The sequence below is a fragment of the Streptomyces sp. TLI_105 genome, assembly GCF_900105415.1.
Taxonomy (GTDB): Bacteria; Actinomycetota; Actinomycetes; order Streptomycetales; family Streptomycetaceae; genus Streptomyces.
On the sequence record NZ_FNSM01000001.1, the window covers coordinates 3,626,635 to 3,649,678 of the forward strand.

At 73.5% G+C, this 23,044-nt stretch carries 22 protein-coding genes; 13 read left to right on the forward strand and 9 right to left on the reverse strand.

Features of this window, described 5'->3' with window-relative positions; all coding sequences use genetic code 11:
* Nucleotides 1-8: 8 nt before the first annotated feature.
* Together BLW86_RS16470 and BLW86_RS16475 are read right to left on the reverse strand one after the other, a co-directional pair.
* Nucleotides 9-701 (reverse strand): copper homeostasis protein CutC, encoded by a 693-nt coding sequence (locus tag BLW86_RS16470; RefSeq protein WP_093878696.1) that lies wholly within the window; start codon nucleotides 699-701, stop codon nucleotides 9-11.
* A gap of 51 nt (nucleotides 702-752) precedes the next feature.
* The gene (locus BLW86_RS16475) at nucleotides 753-1,718 is read right to left on the reverse strand and encodes a hypothetical protein (protein WP_093874741.1); all 966 of its coding nucleotides are present in this window, start codon (nucleotides 1,716-1,718) and stop codon (nucleotides 753-755) included.
* Nucleotides 1,719-1,903: 185 nt separating this feature from the next.
* Between BLW86_RS16475 and BLW86_RS16480 the strand changes: the two genes are divergently transcribed.
* The 3 genes from BLW86_RS16480 (at nucleotide 1,904) to BLW86_RS16490 (ending at nucleotide 4,936) form a co-directional block, all read left to right on the forward strand.
* Nucleotides 1,904-2,191, forward strand: coding sequence for a heavy-metal-associated domain-containing protein (locus tag BLW86_RS16480; RefSeq protein WP_093874742.1), 288 nt, complete (start codon nucleotides 1,904-1,906; stop codon nucleotides 2,189-2,191).
* A gap of 160 nt (nucleotides 2,192-2,351) precedes the next feature.
* Entirely contained in the window at nucleotides 2,352-4,613 is a 2,262-nt protein-coding gene (locus tag BLW86_RS16485; RefSeq protein WP_093874743.1) for a heavy metal translocating P-type ATPase, read from the forward strand.
* Nucleotides 4,614-4,654: 41 nt separating this feature from the next.
* The gene (locus BLW86_RS16490) at nucleotides 4,655-4,936 is read left to right on the forward strand and encodes a metal-sensitive transcriptional regulator (protein WP_015035316.1); all 282 of its coding nucleotides are present in this window, start codon (nucleotides 4,655-4,657) and stop codon (nucleotides 4,934-4,936) included.
* 29 nt (nucleotides 4,937-4,965) lie between these two features.
* Here BLW86_RS16490 and BLW86_RS42010 read toward each other — a convergent pair whose 3' ends face one another.
* Nucleotides 4,966-5,121, reverse strand: a complete 156-nt coding sequence (locus tag BLW86_RS42010; RefSeq protein ID WP_158718993.1) for a hypothetical protein — start codon at nucleotides 5,119-5,121, stop codon at nucleotides 4,966-4,968.
* 83 nt (nucleotides 5,122-5,204) lie between these two features.
* On the opposite strand from BLW86_RS42010, the gene BLW86_RS16495 reads away from it, so the two are divergent.
* The 7 genes from BLW86_RS16495 (at nucleotide 5,205) to BLW86_RS16525 (ending at nucleotide 11,294) form a co-directional block, all read left to right on the forward strand.
* Nucleotides 5,205-5,639, forward strand: a complete 435-nt coding sequence (locus BLW86_RS16495; protein WP_256341335.1) for a BlaI/MecI/CopY family transcriptional regulator — start codon at nucleotides 5,205-5,207, stop codon at nucleotides 5,637-5,639.
* Between the two features lie 60 nt (nucleotides 5,640-5,699).
* Complete coding sequence (locus tag BLW86_RS16500; RefSeq protein ID WP_093874744.1) at nucleotides 5,700-6,611, forward strand: M56 family metallopeptidase; 912 nt, start codon at nucleotides 5,700-5,702, stop codon at nucleotides 6,609-6,611.
* Between the two features lie 123 nt (nucleotides 6,612-6,734).
* Entirely contained in the window at nucleotides 6,735-7,217 is a 483-nt protein-coding gene (locus BLW86_RS16505) for a GNAT family N-acetyltransferase (RefSeq protein ID WP_093874745.1), read from the forward strand.
* 261 nt (nucleotides 7,218-7,478) lie between these two features.
* Nucleotides 7,479-8,372 carry an SAM-dependent methyltransferase gene (locus BLW86_RS16510; protein ID WP_177181671.1) on the forward strand — a complete coding sequence of 298 codons (894 nt, stop codon included), beginning with the start codon at nucleotides 7,479-7,481 and terminating at the stop codon, nucleotides 8,370-8,372.
* A 122-nt stretch (nucleotides 8,373-8,494) separates the two neighbouring features.
* Nucleotides 8,495-8,935: a Fur family transcriptional regulator gene (locus BLW86_RS16515; RefSeq protein WP_256341336.1), complete on the forward strand. Its 441-nt coding sequence runs from the start codon at nucleotides 8,495-8,497 to the stop codon at nucleotides 8,933-8,935.
* Between the two features lie 131 nt (nucleotides 8,936-9,066).
* Nucleotides 9,067-10,098, forward strand: a complete 1,032-nt coding sequence (locus BLW86_RS16520) for a helix-turn-helix domain-containing protein (RefSeq protein WP_093874747.1) — start codon at nucleotides 9,067-9,069, stop codon at nucleotides 10,096-10,098.
* A 143-nt stretch (nucleotides 10,099-10,241) separates the two neighbouring features.
* Nucleotides 10,242-11,294 (forward strand): helix-turn-helix transcriptional regulator, encoded by a 1,053-nt coding sequence (locus tag BLW86_RS16525; RefSeq protein WP_093874748.1) that lies wholly within the window; start codon nucleotides 10,242-10,244, stop codon nucleotides 11,292-11,294.
* A 106-nt stretch (nucleotides 11,295-11,400) separates the two neighbouring features.
* Here the strand turns inward: BLW86_RS16525 and BLW86_RS16530 are convergent, their stop codons facing one another.
* The 6 genes from BLW86_RS16530 to asnB form a co-directional block, all read right to left on the reverse strand.
* On the reverse strand, nucleotides 11,401-11,601 hold the full coding sequence (locus BLW86_RS16530; protein ID WP_093874749.1) for a hypothetical protein: 201 nt from the start codon (nucleotides 11,599-11,601) through the stop codon (nucleotides 11,401-11,403).
* Nucleotides 11,602-11,818: 217 nt separating this feature from the next.
* A complete protein-coding gene (gene mshA / locus BLW86_RS16535; RefSeq protein ID WP_093874750.1) occupies nucleotides 11,819-13,222 on the reverse strand; it encodes a D-inositol-3-phosphate glycosyltransferase in 1,404 nt (467 codons plus the stop codon).
* A 50-nt stretch (nucleotides 13,223-13,272) separates the two neighbouring features.
* Entirely contained in the window at nucleotides 13,273-14,838 is a 1,566-nt protein-coding gene (locus BLW86_RS16540; RefSeq protein ID WP_093874751.1) for a class I tRNA ligase family protein, read from the reverse strand.
* Nucleotides 14,839-14,876: 38 nt separating this feature from the next.
* The gene (locus BLW86_RS16545) at nucleotides 14,877-15,623 is read right to left on the reverse strand and encodes an SDR family oxidoreductase (RefSeq protein ID WP_093874752.1); all 747 of its coding nucleotides are present in this window, start codon (nucleotides 15,621-15,623) and stop codon (nucleotides 14,877-14,879) included.
* A 99-nt stretch (nucleotides 15,624-15,722) separates the two neighbouring features.
* Entirely contained in the window at nucleotides 15,723-16,559 is an 837-nt protein-coding gene (locus tag BLW86_RS16550; RefSeq protein WP_093874753.1) for a 2-methylaconitate cis-trans isomerase PrpF family protein, read from the reverse strand.
* 433 nt (nucleotides 16,560-16,992) lie between these two features.
* Nucleotides 16,993-18,792 (reverse strand): asparagine synthase (glutamine-hydrolyzing), encoded by a 1,800-nt coding sequence (gene asnB, locus BLW86_RS16555; protein ID WP_093874754.1) that lies wholly within the window; start codon nucleotides 18,790-18,792, stop codon nucleotides 16,993-16,995.
* A 167-nt stretch (nucleotides 18,793-18,959) separates the two neighbouring features.
* On the opposite strand from asnB, the gene BLW86_RS16560 reads away from it, so the two are divergent.
* The 3 genes from BLW86_RS16560 (at nucleotide 18,960) to BLW86_RS16570 (ending at nucleotide 22,989) form a co-directional block, all read left to right on the forward strand.
* Nucleotides 18,960-19,685 (forward strand): PIG-L deacetylase family protein, encoded by a 726-nt coding sequence (locus BLW86_RS16560; RefSeq protein WP_093874755.1) that lies wholly within the window; start codon nucleotides 18,960-18,962, stop codon nucleotides 19,683-19,685.
* A gap of 121 nt (nucleotides 19,686-19,806) precedes the next feature.
* A complete protein-coding gene (locus BLW86_RS42015) occupies nucleotides 19,807-20,814 on the forward strand; it encodes a hypothetical protein (protein ID WP_177181673.1) in 1,008 nt (335 codons plus the stop codon).
* A gap of 186 nt (nucleotides 20,815-21,000) precedes the next feature.
* Complete coding sequence (locus BLW86_RS16570) at nucleotides 21,001-22,989, forward strand: DUF11 domain-containing protein (protein ID WP_093874756.1); 1,989 nt, start codon at nucleotides 21,001-21,003, stop codon at nucleotides 22,987-22,989.
* Nucleotides 22,990-23,044: the final 55 nt, after the last annotated feature.

Below are 23,044 nucleotides of genomic sequence, written 5' to 3' on the forward strand. Positions count from 1 at the left end.
CGAGCCCCCTAGGGAGCGTCGACCGCCTCGCGCCACGTGCGGACCGCGTCCGCCGAGACCGGGTGGGTCCAGCCCTGCGGGCGGGCCGCGCCGCCGATGTGGAAGGCGGTGAGGCCGGCCGCGCGGAGGGTCGGGAGGTGGTCGAGGCGGAGGCCGCCGCCGACGAGGATCTGGGGTTCGTAGCCCGGTTCGCCCGTGCGGGCGCCTTCGGCGCGGAGGGTCGGCAGGCCGTCGTCGACGCCGGTCGCCGCGCCGGCCGTCAGGTAGGTGTCGAGGCCGGGCAGGTCGGCGAGGAGCTTGCGCAGGCCGTCGCGGTCGGCGGCGCGGTCGATCGCCCGGTGGAAGGTCCAGCGGGAGCCGTCCAGGACGGCGATCAGGCGCTCGACGGCCACCAGGTCCGGCTCGCGGTCGGGGGTGAGGAAGCCGAGGACGAATTCGGTCGCGCCCGCCGAGCGGAGTTCCTCCGCCCGGGCGACCAGGGCGTCGACGTCGCCGGCCGCGAATCCGTCGGCGAGCCGGAGCATCACGCGCAGCGGGATGTCCACGGCGCGGCGGATGGCGGTGAAGGAGGCCGTGGACGGGGTGAGGCCGTCCGCCGCCATGTCGGTGACGAGTTCGAGCCGGTCGGCGCCACCGGTCTGGGCAGCGACCGCGTCTTCCTCGTCGAGGGCGATCACCTCAAGGACAGCACGGTTGCTCATCTCGCCCATTCCTCCATGAATGACGACTACAGGTCTAGTCCAATGTCCAGACTAGCCGTGTGCGTGGCCTGCCGCATCGTGCCCCGCCTCACCCGTCCCACTCATGGCCGGTGCCGTCGCCCCGCCCGTCGCGCCCGCCTTCACCGTGAAGGCCGCCGTGCGGACCTTGCCCTCGTGCCGGAAGTCGAGGAAGAGGCGGTACGTGCCCGCGCTGGGCGCCGTCGCCGTGAAGGAGACGTCCGGGCCGGGGCCGCCCTCGTTGGGGTGCACGTGGAGGTAGGCGAGGTCGCCGTCGCGCAGCGCGACGAGGTGTCCGTACGCGCCGAGGTACGGCTCCAGGTCCGTGACGGGCTTCCCGGCCTTGGTGACGGTGAGCTTCAGTTCCCCCGCCTTGCCCGGGTCCAGGACTCCGCCCAGGCGGACCTGGTAGCCGTCGACGGTCGCGGTCGGGGCGACGGCGGGCAGCGGCTTCGGCGCGTACGCGCCCGGGACGGCGAGGTCGGCGCCGAGCGTGACGCCCTCGGCGCCGGGGGCGGCGGGCTTGAAGTCGGCGAAGGCCTTGTAGCCGCCGGCGGCCGGCAGGTCCGCGTCCACCGACCAGGTGCCGTCGGCGGCCTTCACCGGGTGCAGGTGGCGGAAGGTGTTGAGGTCGCGCGAGGCGACGATGAAGTGCAGTTCCTTGCCGTGCTCGGTGGTGAAGGCGGTGACCTTCTTGCCGGCCGCGTCCTTGACGGAGAACTTCAGGGTGCTGCGGCCGACGGCGGGGGCGGGGGTCTCCAGGGCGAGGGTGTAGCCGTCCTGGGAGACCTGGAGGCCGTCGGGGAGGGCGGAGGCGGCGGCGCCCTCCTCGTGACCCTCGTGGCCCGACTCCTTCCGCGGCTCCTGCGTCGCGTGACCCGCGTGCTCCGCCTTCTTCGGCTCCTCGACGGGGCCGACCCCCTTGCCGACCCCGTACGCGGTCCCGAAGGTCGCGGCGAGCGCGGCGGCAAAGGCAGTGATCTTCACTCCGGTGTTCATGACTGCTCTCCCGTACGTGGGTGGCGTGGGCATTCGTTCGTCCGACGCACTTCACCATACCCCTGGGGGGTATCAAGTCAAGTCGGGTCGACACTTGCGTCGGATACCACCGGGGGGTATACATGGACTCGTGAACAGATACCCCCCGAGGGTATCGCCCGGAAAGATCGACCGAGGAGGAAGCCATGGGCTCCTGCTGCACCCCCGACAACAGCTGCTCGACCAACGCCGGTGAGGCGACCGCCGTCGCGGTCGCCGACAGCACCGTCACGGTCTACGCCGTCTCCGGCATGACCTGCGGCCACTGCAAGAGCTCGGTCACCAAGTCCGTCAGCGCCCTCGACGGCGTCATCTCCGTCGACGTCGACGTCGCCGGCGGCCTGGTGACCGTGACCACCGGCGGCGAGCCCGACGACGCCGCGATCACCGCGGCCGTCGACGACGCGGGCTACGAGCTGACCGGCCGGGCCTGATCCGCCGCCGGGCAGACCGGAACCCCGCCGGCGCCCCCGTCCCGGTACCCGACGGTCCGCCCGGCAGGCGGAGCACCGCCCGCACCACCCCGGCCGCCGGGGTCCGCCCACCACGCCCGGACCCCGGCCCCCGAACCCCGCCACACCCGAGGAGCAGGAAATGACCACGACCACTCCGGGCACCGCCCAGGTCGAGCTCGCCATCGGCGGCATGACCTGCGCCTCGTGCGCGGCCCGCATCGAGAAGAAGCTCAACCGCATGGACGGGGTCGAGGCCACCGTCAACTACGCCACCGAGAAGGCGAAGGTCACCTTCGACGCCGACATCGACGTCGCCGACCTGATCGCCACCGTCGAGGCCACCGGTTACACCGCCAAGGAGCCCGAGCCGCCGAAGGCCGACGAGAGCAGCAGCGGCCCCACCGACGAGGAGAAGGCCGACGAGGAGCTGCGGCCCCTCAAGCAGCGGCTGATCACCGCCGTCGCGCTCGCCGTGCCCGTCATCGCGATGGCGATGGTCCCGGCCCTGCAGATCGAGTACTGGCAGTGGCTGAGCCTCACGCTCGCCGCCCCGGTCGTCGTCTACGCCGCCTGGCCCTTCCACAAGGCCGCCTGGACCAACGCCAAGCACGGCGCGGCCACCATGGACACCCTGATCTCGGTCGGCACGATCGCCGCATTCCTGTGGTCGCTGTGGGCGCTGTTCTTCGGCACCGCCGGCACGCCGGGCATGACGCACCCCTTCGAGTTCACGATCGCCCGCACCGACGGCGCCGGGAACATCTACCTGGAGGCCGCGGCCGGCGTCACCGCCTTCATCCTGGCCGGCCGGTACTTCGAGGCCCGCTCGAAGCGCAAGGCGGGCGCCGCGCTCAAGGCGCTGATGCAGCTGGGCGCGAAGGAGGTGACCGTCCTCAGGAACGGCCGCGAGGTCACCGTGCCCACCGCCGAACTCCAGGTCGGGGACCGCTTCCTGGTCCGCCCGGGCGAGAAGATCGCCACCGACGGCACCGTCGTCGAGGGCTCCTCCGCCGTCGACGCCTCGATGCTCACCGGTGAGTCCGTACCCGTCGAGGTCTCCGTCGGCGACTCCGTCACCGGCGCCACCCTGAACGCCGGCGGCCGCCTGGTCGTCGAGGCCACCCGCGTCGGCTCCGACACCCAGCTCGCCCGGATGGCGAAGCTCGTCGAGGACGCGCAGAACGGCAAGGCCGCCGCCCAGCGCCTCGCCGACAAGATCTCGGCCGTCTTCGTGCCGGTCGTCATCGCCCTCGCGCTCGGCACCCTCGGCTTCTGGCTGGGTACGGGGCAGGGGCTGACCGCCGCGTTCACCGCCGCCGTCGCCGTCCTGATCATCGCCTGCCCCTGCGCCCTGGGCCTGGCCACCCCGACCGCCCTCATGGTCGGCACCGGGCGCGGCGCCCAGCTCGGCATCCTCATCAAGGGCCCCGAGGTCCTGGAGACCACCCGCAAGGTCGACACGATCGTCCTCGACAAGACCGGCACCGTCACCACCGGCCGCATGACCCTCGTCAAGGTCCACACCGCCGCCGGTACGGACGAGACCGACGTCCTGCGCCTGGCCGGCGCCCTGGAGCACTCCTCCGAGCACCCCATCGCCCAGGCCGTCGCCACCGGCGCCGCCGCCAAGGTCGGCACCCTGCCCACCCCCGAGGACTTCGCCAACATCCCCGGTCTCGGCGTCCAGGGCGTCGTCGACGGCCACGCCGTCCTCGTCGGCCGCGAGAAGCTGCTCCAGGAGTGGGCGATGGAGCTCACCCCGTCGCTCAAGGCCGCGAAGGACGCCGCCGAGACGGCCGGCAAGACGGCCATCGCGGTCGCCTGGGACGGGGAGGCCCGCGCGGTCCTGGAGGTCGCCGACGCCGTGAAGGAGACCAGCGCCGAGGCCGTCAAGCGGCTCCGCGCGCTCGGTCTGACGCCGATCCTGCTCACCGGTGACAACAAGGCGGTCGCCGAGGCCGTCGCCGCCGAGGTCGGCATCGACGAGGTCATCGCCGAGGTCATGCCGCAGGACAAGGTCGACGTGGTCAAGCGCCTCCAGGGCGAGGGCCGTTCGGTCGCCATGGTCGGCGACGGCGTGAACGACGCCGCCGCGCTCGCCCAGGCCGACCTGGGGCTCGCGATGGGCACCGGCACGGACGCCGCCATCGAGGCCGGCGACCTGACCCTCGTACGGGGAGACCTGCGGGCCGCGGCCGACGCGATCCGGCTCTCCCGCAAGACGCTCGGCACCATCCGCTCCAACCTCTTCTGGGCCTTCGCCTACAACGTGGCCGCCCTGCCGCTCGCCGCGGCCGGACTGCTCAACCCGATGATCGCGGGCGCGGCCATGGCCTTCTCCTCGGTCTTCGTGGTCGGCAACAGCCTCCGCCTGCGGGGCTTCCAGGCCGCCGACCGCTGACCATCCCGTCCTGTGAACCCCTGATCCCCGAGGAGCCCGTCGTGGCCGGTTACGGACAGCACAAGGAAGACATCATCAGACGGCTGAGGCGCATCGAGGGCCAGGTCAGGGGGGTGCAGCGGATGGTGGACGAGGACGTCTACTGCATCGACGTCCTCACCCAGGTCTCCGCCATCAACGCGGCCCTCCAGTCCTGCGCGGTGGCCCTCCTGGACGAGCACCTGAGCTGCTGCGTCACGGAGGCCATCGCCCAGGGCGGGGACCAGGCGAAGGTGAAGGTGGGCGAGGCGTCCAAGGCCATCGCCCGGCTGATCCGGACGTGACGGAATCCCCGGGCCCCGCCCGGGAAGCATCAACCGCCCTTGCGTGAAGGGCAGTCGGCGGACAGCGTGAGGCTCAGCCGGAGACAGAGGCCGAGCAGCTGACGGAGGAGCACCAGCTCCACCGAACCGGGGAGACCGGAGTCGCAGACCTTCGCGCAAGGGCGGTTCTTCATGAGGGTCGACATCCCGCCATCGTACCCCTGGGGGGTATACTTGACGCGGGGAAGCGGCCCGTACGATGGCAGGCCCTACGGGGGAGGGGATGCATGTGCGCCGGCTGGGAGAGCTGGAGGCCGAGATCATGGACCGACTGTGGGCATGGCAACGGCCCGCCACGGTCCGCGAGATCGTCGACGACATCAATCGGGGACGCCGGGTCGCCTACACGACGGTGATGACGGTGGCGGACATCCTGCACCGCAAGGGCTGGCTCCGGCGCGAGAAGTCCGGACGGGCCTGGCTGTACGAGCCGGTCCGCGGCCGCGAGGAGTACACGGCGGGCCTGATGCGGGACGCCCTCGGCGACAGCCAGGACCGTCCCGCCGCCCTCCTCCGCTTCGTCGAGGTCATCTCGGACGAGGACATGGCCGCCCTGGACGCGGCCCTCCGCGCCGCCCGGGGCGACCAGGACCCGCAGGCCCTCCGCGCCGCCCGGGGCGAGGGCCCGGACGCCCCTGACGGCCCCGTCGGAGGCCTCGCGTGAACCGCCCCGCCCCCACCGGGGGTCACGCGTGAACCACCCCGCCCCCACCGGAGGTCACGCGTGACCCACCACGTCCTCGTCCCGCTCGGGCTCGTCCTCCTCACCGGCTTCGTCGTGCCCTGGCTGGTGGCCCGGGCCCGCTGGGCCCAGCAGGTGCCCCGGCTCGCCCTCGGCGTCTGGGCCGCGTGCGGCGCCGGCTTCGCGGCCGCGTCCGCGCTGCTCCCCGCCCAGATGGTCCTGTCGAGCGCCGACAGCCACCGCCTGGCGGACATGATGTTCGGGCTCCGGCTCCCCACCCTCGACCGGCTCCTGCACCTCGACGGGCGCGAGCGGCTCGCCCTGTGCCTCTCGCTCCTCGTCCTGTCGGTGCCCACCGTCGCGTTCGTGCGCCGCCTGGCCAGGGCCCGGCGGATGCGGACGCGGCACGCGGGGGTGCTGCGGCTCGTCGGCCGGTACGACCCCGCGCTGCGGGCCACCGTCCTCGACGACGACCGACCCGCCGTCTACTGCCTGCCGGGCCGCTCGCGCCGGGTCGTCGTCTCCTCCGGCGCGGTGCACGCCCTGACGCCCGCCCAGCTCGCGGCGGCCCTCGCGCACGAGCGGGCGCACATCGCGGGCCGGCACCACCTCCTCGTCGCGGCGGCGGAGGCCTTCGCGGCCGTCTTCCCGCGCCTCCCGCTCGCGCGCCACGGCGGGCCCGCCGTACCCCTGCTGCTCGAAATGGCCGCGGATGACCGGGCGTTACGCCGATGTACGCGGGACGCGCTGGCGACGGCGCTGTACGCGCTGGCCTCGGGCCGGGCGCCGCGGTCCGCGTTCGCGGCGGGCGGCCCCTCGGCGGCGCTGCGGATGCGGCGCATCCTCACCCCGTACAGCGCGGGACACCCCGTGCTGTACGGGCTCCTGACGATCGCGGCAGCGGGACTCGCGATGACCCCCCTGGTCATCGCATGCTGCTCGTTCCCCCGGTAATACGCGAACACCGTTATTTACTAAGCGAATTCGTAGATTTCGCATCGGTCACGGATCACGGAATGCACCGCTATCGTGGGTACGTTGGGGCTCGGACTCGGCACGTCGAAGGGTGCAAAACCAATGCAGCTCGCCGGCGTTCGTACGGCAGCGGCCGGCGACGCGACCACGATATCCAGACTGCTTGCCGACACCATCCGGAGCAGCTACGCCGGAATACTGGACGAAATCCCGATGCGACGGCTGATCTCCGCGCAATGCGCACTCCCCCGCATACGCGCGGAAATTGAAATTCCGGGAGGCGCCCCCGGCTGGCTCGGCTGGCTGGTCGCCACGGGCCCGGAGGGCACGGTCGTCGGTGTCGCCGCCGGCGGCGTCCCGGTCCCGGGCGAGGGCGAGGTGTACGCGCTGGCGGTGGAGGCCGGCGCGCGCCGCGCCGGCGTCGGTACGGCCCTGCTCGCCGCCGCGACCGACCGGATGCGCGGCTACGGCGCCCGGGAGCAGCGCGTGGAGCTCCCGGCGGAGGCCGACCCGGCGCTCCCCTTCTACGCCCACCTCGGCTTCGCGGCCCTCTCCCCGAGGCGGTGGAGCCGGCCGCTCCTCTGACCGGCCGCTCTCCGGGCCACTCGTCCGACCGGACGCTCCTCTGACCGGCCGCTCTCCAGGCCACTCGTCCGACCGGCCGCTCCTCTGACCGGACGCCCTCCCGAAGCCCACCGTGGCAGATCCACGCCATCGCGTGTTCACGCAGCCCGATCCGGTGGATCGGAGGTTCGCTCCCCGGTCAGGATGGGTTCAGCGGCGCGGGCCCGGCGGCACGGGTACCTCGCCCGGACGGCATGGACCGAGCGAGCCCCTGGAGGAGCGATGCACACACCGAGCGGCACTTCCCTGCCCGTCGTGCCCGCAGCGCTCGCTCCGGTCCTGCCGTCCCGATACGGCCTCGACCAGGAGCCCGCCCCCGGCGCCGGCATCCGGGTCACCGCCGACACCCTCCCCGGGCTCGAGTCGGTCTCCCCGGCCGACGAGAGCTCGGTCTGGCTGCACGACGCCCTGCTCGGCCCGCACAGCGCGGACATCGTCCGCTACCTCAGCCTCGCCCGCTCCACCGGCGGACCCGTCCTCGACCTCGGCTCCGGCGCCGGGCGGCTCGCCGTCCCGTTCGCCCGGCACGGCTTCGCCGTGGAAGCCGTGGACCGGGACGCCTCGGCCCTGGAGCGCCTCGAAGGCTGGGCCCGCCGGATCGGCCCGCAGGTGGCCGGGCTCGTCGTCACCCACCGCGCGGACCTGACCGAGCTCCGCCTCGAAGGAAGCTACCGGCTGGCGCTGCTCGCGGGTGCCATGGTCACGGCCGTCCCGCCGGCCAGCCGGCCGGAGCTGCTGCGCGAGGTCGCCGCCCATCTGGAGTCGGGCGGGGCGCTCGCCCTCGACTACACGGCGCACCAGCTGCCGGGGCTGATCGCGGAGCCGCGTCGGACCTGGGCGTTCCAGGTGCCGCGCTTCGACGGCATCGACGAGTGGGTGGTGGCCCGGCAGGTCTTCGACCTGCCGTCGATGAGCGAGCGGATCACGTACTACGCCGCCAGGACCGGCAAGCTCTCCTCGGAGCGGGTCGTGCTGACCACGGACAAGTGGATCGTCGACCCCGAGCGGCTCGCGGCCGAGCTGCACTCGGCGGGGCTGCACATCGAGGGCAGGCGGCGCCACCGGATCGACGAGCGGACCGAGTCCGTCCTCCTCGTGTGCAGGCCGGACGACTGAGGTGTGCGGGACGGACGACCGATACGGGGCGGAGGGTCGGCCGAAGAGCACCTGCCGAGGTTGACGAGCAAGAGGTACGATGCCCACAAAAGTTTGGGCCGACCAGGTGGCGGGCGGAGAAGATGGCAGGCGTGGAAGAGCTGACGGGCCGCGAGGCGGTGATCCAGCGTCTGCGCGATGTCGGGCTGCGGGTCACGGGCCCGCGCCTGGAGGTGCTCACGGTGCTCGCCGCCGGCGGCCATCTGGACGTCGAGGCCATCACCACGACGGCCCGCGAGCGGCTCGGCACGCTGACCAGCCAGGCCGTGTACGAGATGCTGCGGCACTTCCAGGAGACCGGTCTGGTCGGCAAGTTCGACCGGCCCGGCCTGCCCGCCGTGTTCGAGATCTCCGGACCGCCCCACCAGCACGCCCTGTGCACCGCGTGCGGCCGCGTGGAGAACGTCTCCGCGACCGCGCCGGAGCCGCCCCGCGGCGCCCTGCCGCAGTGGCGGGTGGACGACGCGGAGGTCGTCTTCAGGGGCCTGTGCCCCGACTGCCGGGCGGCCGGCTCCGGCGCCTGAGCCGCCGTCACCTCTCCGCGTGGCCGCCGCCTCGGCGCCGGTCGACACCGTGCGTGTCGTTCGATTTTGTGGCAGGGTCTAGCGGGGCGATTCGACAGGGTCCACCGGATCCGAGGGGAGTCTGCTGCGCCGTGTCCAGAAACGCCGCCGTGTCCCGGACGGGGAGCGATCAGGCTCTCGCCGTCTACCAGGAGCTCCGTGCCCGCCCCGAGGCAGGTTTCGACGAGGTCGCCGACCGGTTCGAGCTCTCCGCCGACGAGCGGGAGCGATGTCGCGACGAACTCGCCTCCTTAGGACTCACCGCCACCCCCGAAGCCTCGGACCCGAGCCCCCGCCCCGTCGTCCTCGACCCGGACGTCGCCCTGTTGCGGCTGCTGCGCCGGGAGCGCGACCGGCTCCAGGACCGCCTCGCCGCGACCAGCCGCGCGCACACCGCCCTCGAAGCCCTCGCCGGACCGTTCCTGCGGGCCGGGGCCGCGCCCCGCTCCGAGGTCGAGGTCGAGATCGTCACCGACCCGCAGCGGGTGCTGCGCGAGCTGTCGGACCTGACGGAGTCCGTGCGCACCGCCGTCCACGTCATGCACACCGGGTCCGTACGGCGCGAGGACATGGCCGCCGAGCTGGAGCGGGACCGCTCCCGGGCCGCCCGCGGGGTGCGGGTCCGCGCCATGTACAGCCGCCGGGTCGGCACCGTGCCCGAGATGACCCAGCACCTGGAGGACCGGGCGGCGCTCGGCGTGGAGCTGCGCCTCTCCCCCGTCGTCCCGATGAACATGGTCCTCGCCGACGAGAACTTCGCCCTGCTGCCGACGGACCCGCACGACCCGGACTCGCCCGTCATCCTCGCCCGCGGCCCGGGTCTGGTCCGCTCGTACCTCGCGCTGTACGAGTACTGCTGGCAGGCGGCCGCCCGGTACGGCGAGGAGCCCGGGGAGTCCGGCGGCGACGGCCTGTCGGACCAGCAGCGGGCCGCGCTGCACATGCTCGCCTCGGGCATCAAGGACGAGCAGATCGCGCGCAGCCTCGGCGTCTCGCTGCGGACGGTGAGCCGGCTGCTGTCCGAGGTCATGCAGGAGCTGGGGGCGGCGAGCCGCTTCGAGGCCGGCGTCAAGGCGGCCCGGCTCGGGCTGCTCGACGGCGAGGGGCCGGAACCCGTGGGCTAGTACGAGGAGTTCGGATGTCATGGAGGACGCGCACGGCCCACCGGGGCCGTGCGGGCCGCGGAAAACGCACGACGGAATCCCGCCGCGCCGCATGACGGGGTGAGGGCGGGGCCGACTCGGAGGATGAGGGGGGGCACTTCGCCATGGTCACCGCGGGCGACGGCACGGGGGACGGCACGACCGACGTCCTGCTTGCCGTGTACCAGGAGCTGCGCCGCCGGGGCGTCTCGGACTTCGAGGAGGTCCGCAGGGAACTCGGGCTGGCGCCGGAGGAGTACGAGCGATGTCGCCGCGAACTCCTCGCCCTGGGCCTCATCGTGCCCACGGGGCAGGTGCACGCCACCATCGACGCCGTGCAGAACGGCAGCTGGCGGTCCGAGACGGACACGGTGGCGGCGATCGATCCGGAGATCGCGCTGCTGCGGCTCCTGGAGCGGGAGCGGGAGCGGCTGCGGGAGCATCTGGCCGAGGCGGACGAGGCGTACGGCACGCTGGAGGTCCTGGCGGGCTCCTATCTGCGGGCCGAGGCGCTGGCCCGGGCGGAGGCGCACGTCGAGGCGCTGACGGACTACCGCAGGATCCAGCAGGCCATCGAGGACATCACCGATGTGATGCAGGAGAGTTCGGCCTCGATGCACCCGGGGACGCCGGGCCGGCAGAACCCGGAGCTGATGCTCGACCGGGACCGGCGGCAGCTCGCCAACGGGGTGCGGGTGCGCGCCGTCTACGGCCGGCAGGAGGCGACGGACCCGCGGATGGAGAAGTTCCTGGGGCAGCGGGCCGAGCTGGGGGTGGAGATCCGGCTCGCGCCGGTGGTGCCGATGAACCTGATCATCGCCGACCAGCAGTTCGCCCTGGTGCCGATCCGGCCCGAGGAGCCGGGCGAGGGCGCGATCCTGGCGCGGGGCAGCGCGCTGGTGCGGCCGTACCTGAGCCTGTACGAGCACTGCTGGCACACGGCGACCCCGTACGGGAACGAGGCGACGGCGGAGGCGGGCGGTGACGGTCTTTCGGAGCAGCAGCGGGCCGCGCTGCACATGCTGGCCTCGGGGATGAAGGACGAGCGGATCGCGCGCACGCTCGGGGTGTCGCTGCGGACGGTCAGCCGGATGATCTCGGAACTGATGCAGGAGCTGGGGGCGACGAGCCGTTTCGAGGCGGGTGCGCGGGCGGTGCGGCTCGGCTGGCTGGACTGAATTCCCCCGGAGGGCGCGGGGGAAATGCCGGAGCCCCACAATCGTGGCAGCGATTGCGGGGCCTCACGGCGGGGGAATTTCCAGGTGAATATGCCGGGGGATCGGCTCAGTTGGTGGGGCCGGGGGTCACCGGCGGGACCGGCCAGCCGTTGTCGTCGGCGACACCGGCGACGGTGTGGGGGGTGACCGGGGCGCTGCCGGGGGAGGCCGCGACGGCGGCGCCGGCCGCGACCGCGGTACACGCCGCCATCGCGACCAGGAGGCGGGTGACGGCCTTGCGGATACCGGTGTTCTGCGCGACGGACATGATTCCTCCAGGACGTGGAATGTGAATTCGGACTTCCGGGGGCCCGTGCCGCCGGGCTTTCCCTGAAGACATCTCCATTCTGTCCCGGCCCCCGAATCGAATCCAGGGATTGTCCGTGCGTGGATCCGCCATGGCGTGGATGCGTCAATCCGCCGTCCGAACAACGGAATTGGGGGATCCGGAGCCCGCCATACCTTTGGTCGAACCAAAAGAGATGCTAGACTTGTGCTACGGCCTTCTCGTTCCTCCAGGAGAGAGGGGCCGCCGGGGCAGGGGCGTGCCGCCGCCCCTGCCCCACCCCCCGCTCGAGCGCCCCCCGGTACACCTCGACGGTCCGCGCGGCCGACACCCGCCAGCTCATCCCGCGCGCGTGACACACCGCCGCCGCCCCCATCGTCTCCACCACCTCCGGGTGCTCCGCGAGCATGCGCAGCCGGCGCGCGTACTCCACCGGGTCGTGCCCCCGCACAAGCAGCCCCGTCACCCCGTCCCACACCGCCGTCGGCAGCCCGCCCACCGCCGCCGCGAGCACCGGCGTCCCGCACGCCTGCGCCTCCACCGCCACCAGACCGAACGACTCGCTGCGCGACGGGACCACCAGCACGTCCGCCGCCCGGTACCAGTCGGCGAGCCGCTCCTGCCGCACGGGCGGGCAGGGCCGCAGCACGTCGGTGACCCCCAGCCCCTCCGCGAGCCGCCGGACCGAACCCTGCTCGGAGGCGCCCGAGTGCCCGCCCACCACCGGCACCAGGAGCCTGCGGCGCAGCCCCGGCGCCTCCCGCAGCAGCTCCGCCACCGCCCGGACGAGCACGTCCGGGCCCTTCAGGGGCTGGATGCGGCCCGCGTAGAGCGGAATGAACGCGTCGGCCGGCAGCCCGAGTCGGGCCCGGGCCGCCGCCCGCCCGCCCCCAGGGCCTTCGGCCCGGGAGGTGTCCCCACCCGGGTGGAAGGTGCGCAGGTCGACGCCGGGCCGTACGACCTCGGTCCGCGCCCCCTCCGCCCCGTACAGCGAGCGCAGCGCCTCCGCCTCGTCGGCCGTGTTCGCGATCAGCCGGTCCGCGCTGCCCACCACCTGGTGCTCGCCCCGGACACGGAGCTCCGGCTCGGGGACGTCGCCCTCGGCGAGCGAGGCGTTCTTCACCCGGGCCAGGGTGTGGGCGGTGTGCACGAGCGGTATCCGCCAGCCCACCGCGGCGATCCGGCCCGCCTGCCCGGAGAGCCAGTAGTGCGAGTGGACCAGGTCGTAGCGCCGCTCCTCCTTGAGCAGGGCCAGCGAGAACGGCACCACCAGGCCGGGCATGGCCTCCTTCGGCAGCGCCCGGCGCGGCCCGGCGTGCAGGTGCCGGACCCGCACGCCCGGCGCGAGCTCGACGAGCGGGGGCGCGCCCTCGCCCCGGCAGCGGGTGAACAGGTCGACCTCCACGCCCTGTTCGGCGAGGGCGCGGGAGAGCTCGACCATGTAGACGTTCATGCCGCCGGCGTCCCCCGTCCCGGGCTGGTGGAGCGGGGAGGTGTGGACGCTGAGCATGGCGACGCGCAGGGACACGTGGGGCTCCTGTGAGAGGGAGGTGGGGGGCCGCGTGTCCCTGCGCGTCGCGCGCACGGTCACGCGGCAGGGCATTCCTACGGAAGTACTTAGTTGCTTAGTAGTACGGGGCGGGAAAGCGCCGATCAGAAACCGAAGACCGGACCCGACGGCGGTGCGAGCCGGGTCCCCGGCAGCGGCGGCACCATCGCGTGCCAGTCGACCGGCCGCCCCGGCTCCACCCGCAGCGCCGCCGCGAGCCGGTCGGCGCCCTCCGGCATCACCGGCCGCGACCAGGCCGCGAGCGCCGAGGCCACCGCCAACTGGGCGGCCAGCGCCGGAAGATGACGGCAGGAGGTGCTGGGCCGGCACCGCTCGTGGGCGTTGACGTGACCGAAGTCGGCCACCGAGCGGACCATCTCGTCCAGGACGGCGACCGCCCGGCGCGGATCGAACGCGTCGGGGCCGTACGCCTCGCGCAGGTCGTCCACGCCCCGGTGCAGCCGCCGCTCCAGGATCTCCCAGCCGGTGCCGCCGGGCAGCGCCTGCGGGGCGAGGCCGCCGCACTCCTCCCGTACGGCCGAGAAGAGCCGGGACAGCCAGCTGTTCCAGTTCTCGTCCAGCTCGCGCCGGGCGGCGGCGAGCCGCTCCCGCCGGAAGACCGTGCGCCGGCCCAGCGGACGGGCCTGCAGGACGTGCCGGCGCAGGGTGTCGGAGCCGTACTCGGTGAGCAGGTCGAGCGCCCAGACGTTGCCCTCCTGGACACCCTCCTCGATGACGTACGACTCGTTGACGTTGAAGTCCTGCGGCAGCTTGACGTCCTGCGCGAGGAGCAGCACCGGCAGCAGCACGGCGTGGCAGAAGGCGTGCCCGAAGCCGCAGAAGTGGATCGCGCGGCGCGGCAGCGGCCCCTTCACGTCGTAGCCGAAGAGGTGCATCGCGGCGGCCTCGAAGCAGCCGTCGACACGGTGCTCGGGGAAGCCCTCCACGGGCACCGGCAGGCCCCACTCGCCGGGGTGGCCGACCGCGATGTCCGGCAGCCCGTCCTCGACGAGCGACTCGCACAGCGCGGCGAGCCGCGGCGGCAGGCCCGCCGTCGCCCAGTAGTCGGCGAGCGTGTCCCGGAACGGCTCCAGGGGCACGTACAGCCGGCGGCAGCGGCGGGCGACCGCCGGGGTGTCGCAGAGCGCGCAGCGCGCCGCGATCAGATCGCCGCCGTCGTTCGGCCGGGCGCACTCGTGGCACATCCCGCCGTCGCTGGCCGCGCCGCAGTGCGGGCACGTACCGGTGGCGTGCGCCCCGTGCAGCCAGCGTCCGCACGGCTCGCAGTACGGAAGGAGACGGGTCCGGGGAGCGATGACGCCCTGCGCGTACAGCTTCGCGAAGAGGTCCTGCACCCAGCGTCCGTACCCCTTGTCGCGGCGCGGGCGCACGATGTGGTCGAACTCCACGCCCGACCGCAGCCAGTCGGCGGTGATCGCGGCGCGGTAGCCCTCCGCGACCTCCTCGGGCTTGCGGTGGTGGCGCAGCGCGCGGACCTCCACGGAGCTGGCGTGATCGGCGGTGCCGGTGGTGAACCGGACCGCCTCGCCCTCCGCGCGCAGGAAGCGGGTGAGGACGTCGGCGGCGACGTACGGCCCGGCGAGGTGGCCGATGTGGAGCTCGCCGTGGGTGGCGGGAGGAGTCGCGGTGATCCAGACAGGGGTGCTCATGGGACCTCCTTGACGGGGCGCCGTGGGGCGCAGGGCGGTCAGCGGGGCTCGAAGTGGAAGGAGCGGATGAAGCAGTCGCGGGGCTGCTCGACGGCGTAGACGATGCACTCGAAGAGGGCCTGCGTGGTGAGTTTCTCGTCGGGCGCCATTCCGTCCGGGTTCGCTCCGTCCCATTCCGCGAAGCGCGGGTCCGAGGTCGAGAAGTCGGGCGGGAAGAGGGAGAAGACGCGGACCCCGGAGGGCCGCAGCCGGCGCGACAGGATGTCCGCGAAACCCGCCTGGGCGCTCTTCGCCGCCCAGAACGCCTCGTGGGCGGCGGAGGCCGTCGCGGCGGAGGCGCCCTCGGCGTCGCGGACGGCGACCATGTTCACGATGTCGGGCCGCAGCGAGCCGCGGAGCAGTGGCAGGAAGTGCTTCACCATGAGGACCGTGCCGCCGGCCGTCGACTCGATCGTCTCCACGATCTCGGCGTCGCTCGCCGACTCCAGGTCCATGCCGTCGAGCCAGCGGGCGCCGTTGTTGACCAACAGGTCGACCCGGTCGGTCCGTTCGCCGACCCGGGCCGCGAACTCCCGTATCTCGGCTGGCCTGCTCAGATCGCAGCCGAAGGCGTGGATGCGGTCACGGGCCGAGCCCACGACCTCGGTACGGGTCCGCTCGGCGGCCTCCACGGTCCGCGCCGACACGTAGACCTCGGCGCCGAGATGCGCGAATCCGACGGCGAGCGCGCGACCGAAATAGCGGGACGCCCCGGTCACGACGACACGCAGATTCTCGAATTTCATGTGCGTCTGCTCTCCCCACGTCCCCACGGATACCGATGGCCGGTCCATTTCAGCGTGGCAGAGGAAAGGGGGCGGAGACCTGGCGAGCGGGGTGCGCGTTCACGCCGTTGCGTGGATACGCCAGGGCAGTTCGAGGCTGTCGAGGACCTCGGCGCGCTTGTGGTGGACGCGGACCCGGTCGGGCGCGGTGGAGACGGTGACCGTGCCGGTGGGGGTGCGGACGGGCCCTTGTACGGCGGGCACGACGGTCCCGTCGATCGCCCCCGCGGCGGCGAGGGCGGCGGCGCCGGTGAGGGCGAGCCGGGGGTGCCAGCCGCCGACGGTGAGCGCGCGGACGGCCAGGGCTTCGGGCCCGTCGGCGAAGGCGGCGATCTTGGGGAGCGCGGAGTCCGGGTGATGCCCGAGGAGCCGGGCGGCCTCGGCCCGGAGCGCGAGGAGCCGGTCGTACGTCGCGTGCTCGGGCAGGTGCCGCTCGTCGACGAACACGTACGGATTGCCGTACCGCACGAGCGAGACGGGCACGCCGTCGAGCACGTCGACGGGCCGGCCGGTGGGGAGGGTGCCGGGGCCCGTGGGTGCCCGGAGGAAACTGAGCGTGTACGCGTCTCCGTGGGGCTCGCAGAGGACGGTGTCACCGGTGGTGACCGCCCGGACGGTGACGGGCTCCTGCCGCCCGTCGGCGACGACACAGGCGAGGAGGGAGTGGCCGCACCCGGCCCGGAAGTCGAAGGAGCCGTCGGGGAGGGCCTGGACGAATCGGTAGTGGAGGGCGTGGTCCCCGCGGCCGTAGATGGCGATCTTGTTGATGCCGGCGTGCGCCGTCCCGGCGAGACCGCGGAGCAACTGCGCGAGCTCCCCGCGCAGGGCGAGGGCGCCGGGGGGCAGTTGATCGACCCGCAGCACGAGGGTGGGGCCGGGGGCGTCGTGGGCCCGCACGACGGTGGCGGTGACCGTGACGGCCGCCGCGCCCCGCGCGCTGCGGGCTGTGGGCGCCCGCGCCTCCTGGGCATCCCCCGTTGTGGGCAGTCGTTCCGCTGGGGCGAGGGGGGTCCCCCCTGCTCGAGCGAAGCCGAGAGCTTGGGGGAGGGTGGGCACAACGGACGGCGCCCTTGCCGGTGCCAGAGGCTCCCGCGCCTGGACCCGCACCGGGTTGTGCGCCGCACTCGTGGTGCGGGTCAAGGCGCGGAACGCGGAGGCGCCACTGAGGGCGCCGTCCCGTGTGCCCACCCGTCCCGCCCTGCGGGACGATTGCCCACACGGGGGCGCGGAAGCCGGGGCCGCACCCGGCGCGGCGAGCGTCGGGCGCGGGGGCGCGGAAGCCGAGGCGGTACCGGGCGCGGCGGGTTCGGGACAGGAAGGTCCCGAAGGGTCAGGCCGCACAGCCCACCGGGATTCGCATGCCCTGGACGACCTCCGTCCAGAGTTCGTGGACGGCGAGGGACCAGAGCGTCAGGGCCGTCTGCGGAGTGGGACGGTCCAGGTGCCGGGCCAGGAGCTTCGCCGCCCGGTCCGCGCGGATCTTCCCGCCGAGGACCAGCCGCGCCGGGGAGAGCATCTCGCGGACCAGGTCCAGGAGGGGGCCTCCGGGGGCCAGCATGGCCGCCACGGGGAGCGTGAAGGGCTGCTTCGGGCGGCGGAGGACCGACGGCGGCAGGAGCTCCGCGCCCGCCTCGTACAGCGCCCGTTTGCCCGTCCGCGCGGCCGTCGGCAGGGACCGCGCGTGCGTGACGACCGACGGCTGACAGAACGGCAGCCGCGCTTCCACCGCCCACGCCATGGAGAGGTGGTCCAGGCGCCGCAGGTGGTACGCGGGGAGCCGCCACCGGGTCTCGAAGGCGGTCATCGCGGTGAGCCGGTCCGCGCCGACGGCCTCGGCCGAGCGGAGTTCCTGTGCGATGCGGTCGGCGGCGGAGCCCTGGTCGGCGATGTGGGCGCGGTAGTGGGAGGTGTAGAGGTGTTCCCGCAGGAGGCGAGGCGCGGCCGAGAGCGCGTCCGTGTAGGTGTCGGCCCATTCGGGGCCCGCCGCGAGCGCGGCGCGCATCCGGTCGTATCCGCCGAAGAGTTCGTCGGCGCCGTCGCCGGCGAGGGCGACGGTGAAGCCGTTCTCGCGGACGGCGCGGAAGAGGGCGTAGGTGGAGAGGGTGATGGGGTCGGCGTTGGGCTGGCCGAGGTGGCGGACGGTCCGGGTGAGGAGGGAGCCGAGTTCGTCGGGGTCGACGGCGACCTCGTGGTGGACGGTCCGGGCGCGGCGGGCGACGGCGCGGGCGTAGGCGGCTTCGGAGTCGGGCCACCGGCCCCGGTAGGTGAGGTGGAAGGTGTGCAGCGGCGGCGCGTCGGTCTCGCGGGCGTGTTCGGCGGCGAGGGCGGTGACGAGTCCGGAGTCGAGGCCGCCGCTGGTGACGGCGCAGACGGGCACTTCGGCCCGGGCGAGCCGGCGCACCTCGTGGCGCAGGACGTCCTGGGTGTCGCCGAGGGGCCTCGCGCGGTGCGGGCCACGGCGGCGGACGACGGGGGCGGCGCCGGGGCGCACGAGGGCGGTGGCGCCGGGCGGCAGGACGTCGATGCCGTCGAGCGCGGTGTGGGTGGAGAAGGAGGTGCGGGTGGCGAGGACGGTGTCGAGGGCGTCGTCGCGGGGGGTGATCCGTACGCCTTCGAAGGCGAGGAGGGCGGGGATCTCGGAGGCGAAGCGGGTGGAGCCGTCGTGGGGGTCGTGGTGCAGGTGGAGCGGTTTCATGCCCATGTCGTCGACGGCGAGGACGAGTCGGGTGGAGCCGGGCCGCAGGTCGAGGAGGGCGACGGCGAACATGCCGTCGAGGTGTTCGGCGAAGGCGGGGCCGTACTCGGCGTAGAGGGCGGGGAGGACGGTGCCGTCGCAGCGGTCGGGGAAGCGGTGGCCGCGGGCGGCGAGGGTGCGGCGGAGTTCGGCGTGGTTGTAGATCTCGCCGTTGAGCACGGCGAGGATGCCGGGCAGGTGGGGCAGCCGGTAGGGCTGCTGTCCGCCGCGGGGTTCGGTCACGGCGAGCCGGTCGCAGCCGAGCGACCAGCCGGGCCCGCTGAGCACCTGGTGCTCGTCGGGGCCGCCGTGGCGCTGGCGGGCGGAGACCGCCGCGAGCTGGGCCGGTTCGGGGCGGTCCGCCCCGGCGGCGAAGGAGCCGAGAATCCTGCACATGCCGGTCGCCTCCGAATCGACGTACCCGATCGACGCATTCCGTCGACTTGCTGGCTTCACCCAATGATTTGAATCTACCAACTTTTTGAATGGCGCGTAAGTGCCATGTCCTGTTCACGCCACGACATGGCCTTGCGACGCCCCCTCGGCCCCAACAGGCTGGCCCCATGGAGGACTTCAACCGGACCACCCCCGAGTCCCTGCTCGTCGTCGCCGCGCACCCGGACGACATCGAGTTCTGCGTCAGCGGCACCGTCATGCAGTGGATCGAGCGCGGCACCCGCGTCACGTACTGCATCGTCACGGACGGCGGCGCGGGCGGTTACGACGAAGCGCTCCCCCGCCAGGCCATGGCGGACCTGCGCCGCGCCGAACAGGTCCACTCGGCCAAGCTCATCGGCGTCGCCGACGTCCGCTTCCTCGGCTACCCCGACAGCTTCGTGGAGCCCACCGTGGAGCTCCGCCGCGACCTGTGCCGGGTCATCCGCGAAGTACGGCCGCAGCGCGCCATCGTCCCGTCCCCCGAGATCAACTGGGCCCGCGTCGCCGACCTCCACCCCGACCACCGGGCGGTCGGGGACGCCTGTCTGCGCGCCGTCTACCCCGAGGCCCGCAACCCCTTCGCCCACCCGGAACTCCTCAAGGAGGAGGGCCTGGAGCCGTGGACCGTCCACGAGCTGTGGCTGATGACCGGACCCACCCCGAACCAGTACGTCGACGTCACCTCCGTCTTCGACCGCAAGGTCGAGGCCCTGCGCATCCACACCTCCCAGACGGCCCACTTCGACGACCTGGCGGGCCTCCTGCGCGACTGGCTCGGCGAGCACGCGACGGCCGGCGGCCTGCCTCCGGGCCGGATGGCCGAGGCCTTCCAGATCGTCCACATCGACTGACCGCCGGAGCCGGGACCCGCCGGGCGTCGCCCTTGTGGCCGTACGGGGAGAGTGGGACCGTGAGCGGCACACGTGGGGACGCGTGTGCCCAACACGCGTGTGACGAGGGGGAGTTCACGGCATGGCGACGTTCGTATCGGACCTCGAACAGGCGATCGTCCAGCACTTCGACCTCCCTTGGCCGGAGGTCGACGAGGAGACCTACCCGCCGCTGGTGACCGCGCTCAACGCGTACGCCCAGTTCACCCTGGACGACGGCTGGGCCGCCCACAGGCACATGCAGCGGCTGATGTCCTCCGGGCAGGGCGAGGCGCTCGACGCGCTCTGGGAGCACTGGGTCCGGGTCATGGCCCGGGACATGGGGCCCGTCGCCACGTCGGCCCACTCCCTCGCCCTCACCGTGAACGAGATCCCGTCCGCGATCGTGACCCTCAAGCAGACCATCGCGTACGAGGCGGGCGCACTGGCCGGCCGCAACGCCATCGGCCAGGTCGGCGGGGTCCTCACCTTCGGCGCGTCGGCGGTCGACGCCGCCGTCGACGCCGACAAGACCCGCCGGCGGGTCGCCCAGCAGGTGCTGTCCACCGCGTCGGCCATCCGGCGGAGCCTCAAGGCCCTGCTCGCCGACGCGTCCGTGGTCGCCCTGGACAAGGTCCCGTCCGACCTGTCGGGCGGCGTCGGCGGCGGGATCGCCGCCGGGGCGGGAGTCGCCGGCGCGACGGGCGGCGTGGCCGGAGGCGTCGCCGGCGGGGCGGCGGGCGACGCCCGGCACGCCGGCGGGAGCGGCGGTACGGGCGGTGACCTCACGGGCAGTACCGGCATCCGCGTGGACCACGACGAGCACAAGCTCGCCGCGAGCCGGATCGCCTCGGTCTCCGACGACGTCCTCGGCCGGACCGGCGCCGAACTGGCCACCGCCACCGCCCAGCACGCGACCGCCCGGGGCAGCGGCTCCTTCGCCGAAGCGCTCGCCCCGGACATCGACCTGGTGCTCGACCGCCTCGCGGCGGCCACGGCGGCCGTCGGCGACCACCTGGCGGGCGCCCTGCCGGACGCGATCCTGCTGATCTCCGAGGACCAGCAGTCCACGGACGACGACAACAGGCACCGGATGTCGCAGGTGGACTGACGACAGTGGGCTGACGACAACAGACAGCGGATGTCGCAGGTGGACCAGGGAGGCTCCTGGGCCATCACCCCTGGGGGTGGAGCGGCGCGGTCCAGTAGGCGCAGTCCGGCCCGCCGTGGCCCGCCCGTCCGCCGCCGTCGCAGAAAGCTGTGGCCCCGCAGCTTCCGACGGACGGAGTGGTCCCGCATGCCCCTGCAATCCCCCTGGCGCCGGGCCCGGCGCGCCGGCGCGGTCGGCGTCGCGGCGCTGGCGCTCGTCCTGGGCCTGCCCGCCGGGGCGACGGCCGCGCCCGGCGACCTGGACCCCTCCTTCGACGGCGACGGCAAGGTCGTCACGGACCTGGGCGGCTTCGCGGGCGCCCAGGGCATGGCCGTACAGCCCGACGGCAGGATCGTCACGATCGGCTACGGCTACTCCGACCAGACCTCCGGCGACTTCACGCTGACGCGCCACAACCCCGACGGAAGCCTGGACCCGACGTTCGGCGGCGACGGCGTCGTCACCACCGACTTCGGCACCAACAACGACGAGGGCATGGCGCTGGCCCTGCAGGCGGACGGGAAGATCGTGGCGGTCGGGGGTTCCACCGACATCGCCGGCAACGGCACCTGGGCGACGGCCCGCTACAACGCCGACGGAAGCCTGGACACCGGCTTCGGCGACGGCGGCCGGGTGCTCACGGACATCGACGTCGACACGATCGACATCGCCTACGCGGTGGCGGTGCAGCCCGACGGCAGGATCGTCGCCGGCGGGGCGAGCTTCGGGGAGTGGACGCTGGTGCGCTGGAACTCCTCCGGAACCCTGGACCCGGGCTTCGGCGGGGACGGCATCGTCATCACCGACTTCGGTCCCACGTGCTGCCACATCCTCAGCGACCTGGCCGTGCAGCCCGACGGCAGGATCGTCTCCGCCGGGCACGCGGACGGTCTCGCCCTGACCCGCCACAACCCCGACGGCAGCCTGGACACGGGCTTCGACGGCGACGGCCGGGTGGTCAGCGGCACCGGCGCCGCGGAGGGCGTGGCGCTGCAGTCCGACGGGAAGATCGTCGCCGCCGGCAAGGAAGGCAACGCCTTCCTGGTGACCCGGTTCACCACCGCCGGCGCCCCGGACCCGGGCTTCGACGGCGACGGGCGGCTCACCACGCTCTTCGGCCCCGAGGACGGCGGCGCCTACGACGTGACGGTGCAGCCCGACGGCCGGATCGTCGCCGCCGGTGACTACGGCGGCGACATGGCGCTCGCGCGGTACAACACCGGTGGCGGCCTCGACACGGGCTTCAGCGGCGACGGCAAGGTGACCACCGACTTCGGCGGCCCCCACGACCGGGCCACCCAGGTGGCGTTGCAGTCCGACGGCAAGATCGTGACCGCCGGACTGGCCGGTACGGCATCCAGCTTCGACGAGGACCGCGCCCTGGCCCGCTACCTGGGCGGCGGCGGCACCGAGCCGCCGGCGGGCGTGGACCTGTCGGTGACGAAGAGCGGGCCCGCGACGGTCAGCATCGGCGACACCGCCACGTACACCGTGGGCGTGGCCAACAACAGCACCACGACCGCCGCGACGGGCGTCCAGCTCACCGACACCCTGACGGGGACGGGCACCATCCTGTCCGCGACCACGAACCGGGGCACCTGCACCGTCACCACCGGCCGGGTCACCTGCGCGGTCGGCACGCTCAACCCGGCCGGCGCCTCGGGCTCGACCGCCACGGTGACGATCGTCGCCGAACCCTCGCGGACCGGCACGCTCACCGACACCGCGACGGTCACCGCCGCCCAGACCGACCCCGCGACGGGCAACAACACCGCCACCCGCACCACCACGGTGAACAACAACCGCGGCTGCACGATCATCGGGACCAGCGGGAACGACACCCTCAACGGCAGCTACAACACCGACGTGATCTGCGCCCTCAGCGGCAACGACACGATCAACGCGAGCTTCGGCAACGACACCGTCCACGCCGGACCGGGCAACGACCGGGCCGACGGCAGCTACGGCAACGACACGCTCATCGGCGGCCCGGGCAGCGACACGCTCCTCGGCAACTACGGCAGCGACAGCCTCGACACCGTCGACGGCGTCTCCGGCAACGACACGGCGAACGGCGGCTACAACACCGACACCTGCACCACGGACTCGGGCGACGTCCGCGTCAGCTGTCCGTGACCGGTGGCAGACGGAAGGGGCCCGGAGTCGTCGACTCCGGGCCCCTTCCCGTACG

Coding starts and splice junctions, on each gene's coding strand:
- BLW86_RS16530 (WP_093874749.1), bottom strand. CDS start 11,601: ATGTCCGTCGCGCAGAACACCGGTATCCGCAAGGCCGTCACCCGCCTC.
- BLW86_RS16475 (WP_093874741.1), bottom strand. CDS start 1,718: ATGAACACCGGAGTGAAGATCACTGCCTTTGCCGCCGCGCTCGCCGCG.
- BLW86_RS16505 (WP_093874745.1), top strand. CDS start 6,735: ATGCAGCTCGCCGGCGTTCGTACGGCAGCGGCCGGCGACGCGACCACG.
- BLW86_RS16570 (WP_093874756.1), top strand. CDS start 21,001: ATGCCCCTGCAATCCCCCTGGCGCCGGGCCCGGCGCGCCGGCGCGGTC.
- BLW86_RS16510 (WP_177181671.1), top strand. CDS start 7,479: ATGCACACACCGAGCGGCACTTCCCTGCCCGTCGTGCCCGCAGCGCTC.
- BLW86_RS16515 (WP_256341336.1), top strand. CDS start 8,495: ATGGCAGGCGTGGAAGAGCTGACGGGCCGCGAGGCGGTGATCCAGCGT.
- BLW86_RS16480 (WP_093874742.1), top strand. CDS start 1,904: ATGGGCTCCTGCTGCACCCCCGACAACAGCTGCTCGACCAACGCCGGT.
- BLW86_RS42010 (WP_158718993.1), bottom strand. CDS start 5,121: ATGTCGACCCTCATGAAGAACCGCCCTTGCGCGAAGGTCTGCGACTCC.
- BLW86_RS16470 (WP_093878696.1), bottom strand. CDS start 701: ATGAGCAACCGTGCTGTCCTTGAGGTGATCGCCCTCGACGAGGAAGAC.
- BLW86_RS16545 (WP_093874752.1), bottom strand. CDS start 15,623: ATGAAATTCGAGAATCTGCGTGTCGTCGTGACCGGGGCGTCCCGCTAT.
- BLW86_RS16525 (WP_093874748.1), top strand. CDS start 10,242: ATGGTCACCGCGGGCGACGGCACGGGGGACGGCACGACCGACGTCCTG.
- asnB (WP_093874754.1), bottom strand. CDS start 18,792: ATGTGCAGGATTCTCGGCTCCTTCGCCGCCGGGGCGGACCGCCCCGAA.
- BLW86_RS42015 (WP_177181673.1), top strand. CDS start 19,807: ATGGCGACGTTCGTATCGGACCTCGAACAGGCGATCGTCCAGCACTTC.
- BLW86_RS16485 (WP_093874743.1), top strand. CDS start 2,352: ATGACCACGACCACTCCGGGCACCGCCCAGGTCGAGCTCGCCATCGGC.
- BLW86_RS16560 (WP_093874755.1), top strand. CDS start 18,960: ATGGAGGACTTCAACCGGACCACCCCCGAGTCCCTGCTCGTCGTCGCC.
- mshA (WP_093874750.1), bottom strand. CDS start 13,222: ATGCCCTGCCGCGTGACCGTGCGCGCGACGCGCAGGGACACGCGGCCC.
- BLW86_RS16540 (WP_093874751.1), bottom strand. CDS start 14,838: ATGAGCACCCCTGTCTGGATCACCGCGACTCCTCCCGCCACCCACGGC.